Source organism: Spirillospora sp. NPDC047418 (assembly GCF_040643275.1).
Taxonomy (GTDB): Bacteria; Actinomycetota; Actinomycetes; order Streptosporangiales; family Streptosporangiaceae; genus Spirillospora.
The window spans coordinates 1-8,407 of record NZ_JBEYTW010000170.1 but is presented as its reverse complement, the minus strand read 5'-3'; the positions used below and the strand labels follow the sequence as shown (position 1 = coordinate 8,407).

Annotated in this window: 7 protein-coding genes and 1 tRNA gene; 2 read left to right on the top strand and 6 right to left on the bottom strand. The window is 72.7% G+C overall.

From position 1 onward, the window contains the following. Positions 1-80 precede the first annotated feature (80 nt). A tRNA-Ala gene (locus tag ABZ806_RS44305) sits at positions 81-153 on the top strand. Positions 154-211: 58 nt separating this feature from the next. Here the strand turns inward: ABZ806_RS44305 and ABZ806_RS44300 are convergent. From ABZ806_RS44300 to ABZ806_RS44285, 4 genes are read right to left on the bottom strand one after another with little or no spacing between them, the layout of a single operon-like run. After that, positions 212-1,357, bottom strand: coding sequence for a baeRF2 domain-containing protein (locus tag ABZ806_RS44300; protein ID WP_500225871.1), 1,146 nt, complete (start codon positions 1,355-1,357; stop codon positions 212-214). Positions 1,358-1,406: 49 nt separating this feature from the next. Next, the gene (locus ABZ806_RS44295; RefSeq protein ID WP_500225868.1) at positions 1,407-1,919 is read right to left on the bottom strand and encodes a DUF1360 domain-containing protein; all 513 of its coding nucleotides are present in this window, start codon (positions 1,917-1,919) and stop codon (positions 1,407-1,409) included. Continuing rightward, positions 1,916-2,275, bottom strand: coding sequence for a VOC family protein (locus ABZ806_RS44290; RefSeq protein WP_500225867.1), 360 nt, complete (start codon positions 2,273-2,275; stop codon positions 1,916-1,918). Before ABZ806_RS44290 ends, ABZ806_RS44295 begins: the two co-directional genes overlap by 4 nt. After that, the gene (locus ABZ806_RS44285) at positions 2,276-2,533 is read right to left on the bottom strand and encodes a DUF7218 family protein (protein WP_500225866.1); all 258 of its coding nucleotides are present in this window, start codon (positions 2,531-2,533) and stop codon (positions 2,276-2,278) included. It abuts the gene before it with no gap. A 66-nt stretch (positions 2,534-2,599) separates the two neighbouring features. On the opposite strand from ABZ806_RS44285, the gene ABZ806_RS44280 reads away from it, so the two are divergent. Further along, positions 2,600-5,827, top strand: a complete 3,228-nt coding sequence (locus ABZ806_RS44280) for an ATP-binding protein (RefSeq protein WP_500225864.1) — start codon at positions 2,600-2,602, stop codon at positions 5,825-5,827. 58 nt (positions 5,828-5,885) lie between these two features. Here ABZ806_RS44280 and ABZ806_RS44275 read toward each other — a convergent pair whose 3' ends face one another. Both ABZ806_RS44275 and ABZ806_RS44270 read right to left on the bottom strand, forming a co-directional pair. Then, positions 5,886-6,710 carry an ABC transporter permease gene (locus ABZ806_RS44275; protein WP_500225862.1) on the bottom strand — a complete coding sequence of 275 codons (825 nt, stop codon included), beginning with the start codon at positions 6,708-6,710 and terminating at the stop codon, positions 5,886-5,888. Continuing rightward, positions 6,707-7,684, bottom strand: a complete 978-nt coding sequence (locus ABZ806_RS44270) for an ATP-binding cassette domain-containing protein (RefSeq protein ID WP_500225861.1) — start codon at positions 7,682-7,684, stop codon at positions 6,707-6,709. Before ABZ806_RS44270 ends, ABZ806_RS44275 begins: the two co-directional genes overlap by 4 nt. Positions 7,685-8,407 lie beyond the last annotated feature (723 nt).

Sequence of the window (8,407 nt, the reverse complement as noted above, 5' to 3'; positions counted from 1 at the left end):
CGGGGCCGCGGAGGGACGTTCCTCCGCGGCCCCGCGCGTCATGAGCGCTCTCAACGTGCACTAAGCTTTTCCTCGACCGAGGGGCTATGGCGCAGTTGGTAGCGCGCCTCCATGGCATGGAGGAGGTCTGGGGTTCGAATCCCCATAGCTCCACCTGGAGTCTGTGGTGATGGGTCGGCGGATAGCGTCGGCCCATCATTTTTTTTGCCGTTCAGGCGGTGTCCAGATTCCTGGTGAAGGCGTCGGGGTTCGGGGTCGTGGTGAAGCGGAGGACGGCGCCCACCGGGATGTCCGGGCCCTCCTCCTCGTCGGGCGGCAGGACGACCAGTTCGCTGTCCGTCGCCGCGGCGGCTCTCACCAGGGCGGCGTCCGCCCGCTCCTGCTCGGGGTCGGTGATGCCGAACTCCTCGCGGAGCTCGGCGGCGGTCGCGGCGACCTGGGCCGGGTCCGGGCCGATCCACAGTTGGTCGCCCGAGCCGGGGGCCTCGGTGAGCAGCAGCGTCTCCACCTGGCCGTTGCGGAGCGCCCTGGTCGTCTCGGGGAGGCCCGACACCGCGCGCTCGCCGTTCGCGAGTTCCCGGTCGAAGCGCTCCGCGACCGTCATGACGCGCTCGAAGGTCTTCAGCCGCAGCAGGCGGCGCAGCTCCGCGTCGATGTCCGGGTCGTCGATGCCGGTGTTCTTGTCGGTCTCGACGGTGCGCTCCAGGACGCGCTCGGAGATCTCCTCCAAGACGGCGTTCCGGACGCGCGTGTCGCCGGCGATCACGATGGCCTCGGCGCCGCAGCGGTCGGCGAGGCGGTCGATCTCGTGGGCGACCTTCTTGGCGTTGATCTTCCATGTGTTCTCCGCGGCGCGCTGGAACCGGGACTGGTTCCAGTCACCCGCCTTGGTCTTGCGGATGGGGTAGTCCTCGTCCCCCCGCACGTCGACGTGCGAGCGCTCGCCGCGGGCCGTCACGCAGTCGATCGCGCCCCCGCGGCGGTCGACGACGGCCATCAGGTGCGGGATCTTCTCACCGCGTTCGGCCAGGTAGGGCAGGACGTCCGGGAGCGGCCCGAGAGTGGCGTGCGGGTTCTGCGGCGGGCTCGGCAGCCGCTCGTTGTACAGCACCTCGCCGTCCGCGGCGAAGACCACGATGCCCTCCGAGCGGCGCATGACGATCTCCTCGTCGATGGCCTGCTCCACCGCGCGCAGGGTGTCCTCGGGGGTGTTCTGGTCCTCCAGGTCCGCGCGCAGCGCCCGCCAGCGGAGCTCCACCGCCTTGACCGCGTCCTCGGTGGTCCGGGTCAGGTCGGCGTACACCGACGCGTAGGGGCCCGGACGTTCATACAGCGTCTTGAGGAATGCCAGATCCATGGGCTCGCCATACCCGTCCCGGCTGGGGCAAACGTAAAGAAAGCGGGCGTCAGCCGCCTTCCGCGGCCCGCTGGAGCCGGGCGTAGGCGAGCTGGAGCCAGTCCGAGCCGGCCACCGCCGTCATCGTGGCGCCGGCGAGGCGGGTCGCCTCCGGGGCGAACACCAGGCCCGCCGCGTAGGCCGTCGCGACCCACTGCGCCGTGCAGAACGGGCAGGTGATCAGTTCGCCGACGGCGTGCCGGACGCCCCTGCCGCGCACCTCCTCCGCCAGCTCGGAGGGGCCGGCGGTCCCGGAGTACCGGGTGAACGGGGCGCGCAGCGGGCTCGTCACCGGGTCCTTGGCGATCAGCCTGGCGACCTTGTGCGTGGTGAGGGTCATCAGCGCGAGGTCGGCGAAGCCGATCGCCGGCGGACGGTCGCGGAGCCTGCGCCCGAGCAGGGCCATCGCGCCCGTGGTCAGCGCGTACACGCCGAGGGTGCCGAGGTAGGAGCCGAGCGGGCGGTCCTCCCCGGCGGCGTACTCCTCCTTCTGCTTGCGCGCCGTGTCGACGACCGCGTTCATGACCTCTCCTCTTGGGGCGGGCGTATCAGGCAGAACTCGTTGCCCTGCGGGTCGGCGAGCACCGTGGTCAGCCACCCGTCGTCCAGGAAGGGGCCGCGGACGACGGTCGCGCCGAGCGCGGTGACGCGGGCGAGTTCCGCGTCCATGTCGGTGATGCGGAGGTCGGGGTGCATGCGGTTCTTCGCGGTCTTCGGCTCGGGGACGCGCTGCAGGAGGATGCGCGGCCCCTTCCCGGAGGGGTCCGTGAGCGCCACGTACGGCGGGGCGTATTCGCTGCGGTCGTAGCCGAGCGCGGCGGCCCAGAAGCCCGCGAGGGCCTCCGGATCGCCGCAGTCCAGGACGAAGACGAGTTCCATCTAGTGGTCGCGCAGCGCCTTGACGAGCTCGGACTTGTTCATCGAGGAGCGGCCCTCGATGCCGATCTCGCGGGCGCGGCCGAGCAGCTCGTCCTTCGTCCAGTCGTCGTAGGAGGGGTTCTCGCCGCCCTTGCGGCCGACGTTCTTGCTGCCGCGGTTCGCCGACGCGTTGGCGATCCGCGCGGACTTCTCCTTGCTCTCGCCCCTGTCGCGGAGCTTCTGGTACGTCTTCTCGTCCTTGATCTGCGCTCTAGGCATATCGGGACAAGTACCCGGCACGCGCGGTCCACACATCGGCGACAATGGCTCGGGGGAAGGGGACATGTGCGCATCGGCATCCTGGGCCCGCTCGACGTGCGGGACGAGGCCGCGCGGCCCGTCGAGGTCGGCGGCCGGCGGCTGCGCGCCCTGCTCGTCCGGCTGGCGGCCGAGGCGGGCCGCCCCGTGTCGGCCGAGCGCCTGCTGGACGACCTGTGGGACGGCGCGGCGCCCGGCGGCAACGCGCTGCAGGCGCTGGTGTCCCGGCTGCGCGGCGTCGCCGGGCGCGACGTCGTCGAGCACGGGCCGGGCGGGTACCGGCTCGGGATCGACCCGTCCGAGGTCGACGCGGTCGCGTTCGAGCGGGCGGTGGCGGCCGCCCGCGCCGAGGACGATCCGGCGCGGCGGGCCGACGGCCTGCGGGCCGCGCTCGCGCTGTGGCGCGGCCCCGCTCTCGCCGACGCGGCCGACGCCGACTTCGCGTACGGAATCGTCACCCGGCTGGAGGAGCTGCGGCTCGCCGCCGTCGAGGACCGCGTCGAAGCGGAGATCGCACTGGGGCTGCCCGTCCCGCCGGTCGCCGAACTGGAGCCGCTCGCCGCCGCCCACCCGCTGCGCGAACGGCTGCGCGGGCACCTCATGCGCGCCCTGTGCGCGGCGGGACGGCAGGCCGAGGCGCTGGAGGTGTACGAGGAGACCCGCCGCGCGCTCGCCGACCGGCTCGGCGTCGACCCGTCCCCGGAGCTCGCCGCCGTCCACCTGTCGATCCTGCGGCGCGAAGTCCCGGAGCCCCCGGCCGGGGCGCCGCCGGCCGGAACGCCGCCGGTGCCGGCGGCGCCGCGCACCAACCTGCCCGCGCAGCTCACCAGCTTCGTCGGGCGGGAGGAGGAGTCGCGGCGGGTCGGCAAGCTGCTCCGCGAGACCAGGCTCGTCACCCTCACCGGCCCCGGCGGCGCCGGCAAGACCCGGCTGGCCGGGGAGAGCGCCGCCGCCCTCGTCGAGGAGATGCCGGACGGCGTCTGGTTCGTCCCGCTCGCACCCGTCAGCGACCCCGCCGACGTGGTGCAGGCCGTGCTGTCGGCGCTCGGCGTCCCCGAGACCGTCCGCCCGGGCGAGACGCGCGTGGCCGTGCGGCCCATCGAACGGCTCACCGACTTCCTCGCCGCCAAGCGGATGGTCGCCGTCCTGGACAACTGCGAGCACCTCGTCGACGCCGTCGCGGGGCTCGTCGACCACGTCCTCGCGCAGGCGCCGGGCGTGCGGGTCCTCGCGACCAGCCGCGAGCCGCTCGGCATCACCGGCGAGTCGCTGTGCCCCGTCCCGTCCCTGCCGTTACCGGACGAGGACGTCACCGACCCCGCCGAGGCCCTCGGATACGCGTCGGTCCGGCTGTTCGCCGACCGGGCCGCGGCCGTCCGCCCCGGGTTCGCCGTGGACGCCGGCACCGTCGCCGACATCGTCGCGATCTGCCGGGCGCTCGACGGCATCCCGCTCGCGATCGAGCTGGCCGCCGCCCGGCTGCGCGCCCTCACCTGCGGCCAGGTCGCGGCGCGGCTCGGCGACCGGTTCCGGCTGCTGACCGGCGGCAGCCGCACCGCGCTGCCCCGGCACCGGACGCTGCGCGCCGTCGTCGACTGGAGCTGGGAGCTGCTGGACGACGCCGAACGCGCCGTCCTGCGCCGGCTCTCGGTCTTCGCCGGCGGCGCCGCCCCGGAGGCCGCGGTCGCCGTGTGCGGCCTGGACGAGGTCGACCCGCACGACGTGATCGACGTGGTCGCCGCGCTGATCGACAAGTCGCTGGTGATGGCGGACGGCGACGCCGACGTCCGCTACCGGCTGCTGGAGACCGTCCGCGTCTACGCGGCGGAACGGCTGGAGCAGGCCGGCGAGACCCGGCGGGTCCGCGACGCGCACGCCGGCCACCTCGTCCGGCTCGCCGAGCGGGTCGAGCCGGAACTGCGCCGCCGCGACCAGCTGTACTGGGTCGAGCGGATCGCCGCCGAACGCGACAACATCACCGTCGCGTTCCGGCACGTGATCGACACCGGCGACGCCGAGACGGGGCTGCGGCTCATCGCGGCGCTGCTGTGGTTCTGGGTGCTGCGCGACATGGAGCGGGAGGCGGGCGGCTGGGCGATCGCCGTCCACGGCATGCTCGACGGCACCGCGCCGCCCGGCCTGGAGGAGGCGTACGCGCTCTGCATCGTCACGGCGGGTGTCGTCAGCGAGATGATCAAGGAGCCCGGGCCCACGCTGGACTCGATGCGGGGGACCCTGGAGCGCATCGTCGCCGCCGTCCCCGACGCGCCGATGCATCCGGTCCTCGCCCTCATCGAACCGACCTCCGCCATCTTCCACGGGGAGATCGACGAGGTACGGCGGCGGCTGCGGGGCGTCCAGGACCACCCCGACCCGTGGGTCCGCGCGATCGCGAAGGTCCTGCGCGCGCACATGGGGATACACAGCGGCGACATCGACGAGGCCGCCACGGAGGCCGCCGACGGCTACGCGCGGCTCCGGGAGCTGGGCGACCGCTTCGGGATGATCGTCGCGCTGGGCGCGATGATGCAGGTCGCGCTGGCGCGCGACGAACCGGCGGACGCCGTCCGGTTCGGCGAGGAGGCCTACGGCTACGCCACGGTCGGTGTCAGCCCGGAGCAGGGCGCGGCGATCCTCACGGGGCTCGCCCAGGCCAGGGCCCGGCTCGGCGACGTCGCGCGCGCCCGCGAGGACCTCGAACACGGCATGGCGCAGATGGAGCGGATCGGCGAGTTCGCCGACGCGGCGACCGCCTCGCTGCTGCTGTGCGAGCTGTCCCTGAAGGAGGGCGACCGGGAGGCCGCCCGCATACGGGCGGACCGCGCGCACGCGTGGGTCGAGCGGCGCGGGCACCGGCCCGACTTCGCGCAGGCGCTCCGCCGGACCTGCAGCCGCCTCGGCTGCCTCGCCGAGGAGGACGGCGACCTCGACGCGGCGCGGCGCTGGCACCTGGAGACGTTCACCGGCCTGCGGAACGACGCGCTCATGGGCAACCCGACCGTGGCGGCCCTCATCGAGGGCCTCGCCGCCTACGCCGCGGCGCGCGGTGAGTTCGTCCGGGCCGCCGAACTGCTCGGCACCGCGCACAACCTGCACGGCTACCGGGACGCCGCGTCCTACGACGTCGGCCGGACGCTGGCGGCGGCGACGCGGGCGCTGGGGGCCGACGCCTTCGACGCCGCCTACGAACGGGGTAGGCGAACGAGCCGCGAGGACGTCTTCGAGCAGGGCGCCGACTTGATCACGTCCATCTGAACGTGGTGCGCCGCCCGGGACCGTGGTCCCGGGCGGCGCGTCCGCACGGGAGCGTGTTTCATGACCGCCGTGAGTACATGCGCATGGCCAGGGGGAACGTCACCACGGTGATGCCCGCGGCCCAGGCGAGCGTGTACCAGACGTGGTTGCCGACCGGCCCGCCGACCGTCAGCGCCCGCACCGCCTCCGCCAGGTGCGTGACCGGGTTGACCTTCGTCCACGCCTCCAGCCAGCCCGGCATCGTGGACGTGTCCGGGACGAGGATGCTGCTCCCGAACGTCAACGGCATCACCCACAGGAACGCCAGCCCCTGCACCGTCTCCGGCGACGGCGCGAGCAGCCCGACCAGGACCGAGACCCACGACACGGCCAGGTAGAACACGTACGCCACCGCGAACGCCGCCAGCACCGAAAGCGGATCGGTCTGGAACCTGAACCCGAGGATCGACCCGAACCCGACGAGCATCGTCATCACGACGAGGAACCGGACCGTGTCCCCGAGGACGGTCCCGATCAGCGGCGCCGAACGTGCGATCGGAAGGCTGCGGAACCGGTCGAACACGCCCTTGTGGATGTCTTCGTTCAGTGCCGTCCCGAGACCCATCGTCGCGAACATCGCCATCTGCGCGACCAGCCCGGGAAGCAACTGCTGCAGGTAGGAGTGCGTGTCGCCGGCGACCGCACCGCCGAACACGTAGAGGAACAGCAGCAGGAACACGATCGGCATCAGCGTCGTGTCCAGCAGCTTCTCCGGCGAGTGCCGCAGCTGGGCGATATTGCGCCAGGCCAGGGTCAGGCCATGCCGCAGCGTCCGCTGCGGGCTGACCCGCGCGGGCGGCTCGGCCGCGGCTGCCGGACGGGCGTCAACGGTCATCGTGGTCATGCCGGGCTCCCCTCGGGGACGAGTTCGGACTGTGCTTCTTCGGCGAGGTGGCCCGTCAGCGTGAGGAACACCTCGTCCAGGCTCGGCATCCGCAGCGCCAGCTCGGCCGCCACGATGGACGCCTCGTCCAGCCGCCTGACCAGCGCCGACAGCAGCCCGGGGTCGTTCACCGGCGCGGTGACGAGCCCGGAAGCCTGCTGCACCTCGGGACGCTCCCCGGTCAGCTCGGCGACGATCGCGGTGAGCTGGGCGGTGCGGTACGGCTCCGCGGTGCGCACCACGAGGGTCTGCCGGCCGATCTCCCCCTTCAGCTCGTCGGGGGTCCCCTCGGCGATCACCCGGCCGTGGTCGAAGACCGCGATCCGGTCGGCGAGCGCGTCGGCCTCTTCCAGGTACTGCGTGGTCAGCAGCACGGTCGCGCCGTCGGCGACGACGTCCCGGACCGTGTCCCACACCTCGTTGCGGGCCCGCGGGTCGAGCCCGGTCGTCGGCTCGTCCAGGTAGATGACCTCGGGATGGTTGATCAGGCTCGCGGCCAGGTCGAGCCGCCGCCGCATACCGCCCGAGTACGTCTTGACGGCGCGCGACGCGGCGTCGGTGAGGCGGAACCGGTCCAGCAGCTGCGCGGCCCGGGCCTTGGCCTCCCGCCTGCCGAAGTCCAGCAGCCGGGCGATCATCACGAGGTTCTCGGTGCCGGTCAGCTCCTCGTCCACCGACGCGTACTGACCGGTGAGCCCGATCTTCGCCCGGACGCGCGCCGCGTCCTCGACCACGTCGTAGCCGGCCACGCGGGCGTGTCCGGCATCGGGCTTGAGCAGCGTCGCCAGCACGCGCACGGCGGTCGTCTTGCCGGCGCCGTTCGGCCCGAGGACGCCGAGCACCGAGCCGCGGTGCGCGACGATGTCCACACCGTCGAGGGCCCTGGTCTCCCTGAACCGTTTCCGCAGCCCCTCGGCGCGGATCACTTCGTCCATCGATCTGCCTTCCGTGTGTCCGTCAGCTGTGACGGTCACCACCGTGGACGAGGCCGCTGACATGCCGCGGACATCGGCCTCCGGGCGCTGACATGGCGCTGACACGGCACTGATCTGAAACGCGGGAAGCACGGTTCACCTGCGCATTCGCCGACTTGGCGGAGGGCGGTGCCGGAGTCGCTCCCGGTGCGGGCGATGGGCCCGGACGGGCGCGCGGGGTCGATCCCGCCGCTGCGGCGGGGCCGTGCGGGCCGACGCTGATTTGACGGGCTGTCCAGTGCTGCTAATATCTGTCCTGCCCTAAGGGGATGCGGGACGCCGACAGGCGGACGGCCCCAGGGGAAGCCAACTAGAGGAAAACGGTTCGCAGCTCGCTGTGGGCCGGGGTACTCTGGAAGAGCAAGCCCGATCGGGATGCAGGACGCCGCGAGGTGGCCGGCCCGCAGGGCATCTCCTACGGAATGATCATCGCCAGGTTTTCGGCCTGGGGGTGTGTCGTCGCCGCGGGGGACTGGGACGCCTCCGACCGTCGAAAAGATCTTCACGGATCAGCTTGACAACGGAAGCAGACCAGGTAAGTTAGAAGGGTTGCCCCGGAGCCGGGGCCTGCGGAAGCAGGGGTTCGGCGCGGTGGGTGTCCGTTTCTTGAGAACTCAACAGCGTGTTAAAAGCCAGTGCCTTTATCGGCTCGGTCGTTTTTCGGCCGGGTCGCCCCGTGGCCAT

Bases quoted from the DNA above. Each gene is read 5' to 3' on its own strand.
- ABZ806_RS44275 (WP_500225862.1), bottom strand. From the start codon at position 6,710: ATGACCACGATGACCGTTGACGCCCGTCCGGCAGCCGCGGCCGAGCCG.
- ABZ806_RS44300 (WP_500225871.1), bottom strand. From the start codon at position 1,357: ATGGATCTGGCATTCCTCAAGACGCTGTATGAACGTCCGGGCCCCTAC.
- ABZ806_RS44295 (WP_500225868.1), bottom strand. From the start codon at position 1,919: ATGAACGCGGTCGTCGACACGGCGCGCAAGCAGAAGGAGGAGTACGCC.
- ABZ806_RS44285 (WP_500225866.1), bottom strand. From the start codon at position 2,533: ATGCCTAGAGCGCAGATCAAGGACGAGAAGACGTACCAGAAGCTCCGC.
- ABZ806_RS44290 (WP_500225867.1), bottom strand. From the start codon at position 2,275: ATGGAACTCGTCTTCGTCCTGGACTGCGGCGATCCGGAGGCCCTCGCG.
- ABZ806_RS44270 (WP_500225861.1), bottom strand. From the start codon at position 7,684: ATGGACGAAGTGATCCGCGCCGAGGGGCTGCGGAAACGGTTCAGGGAG.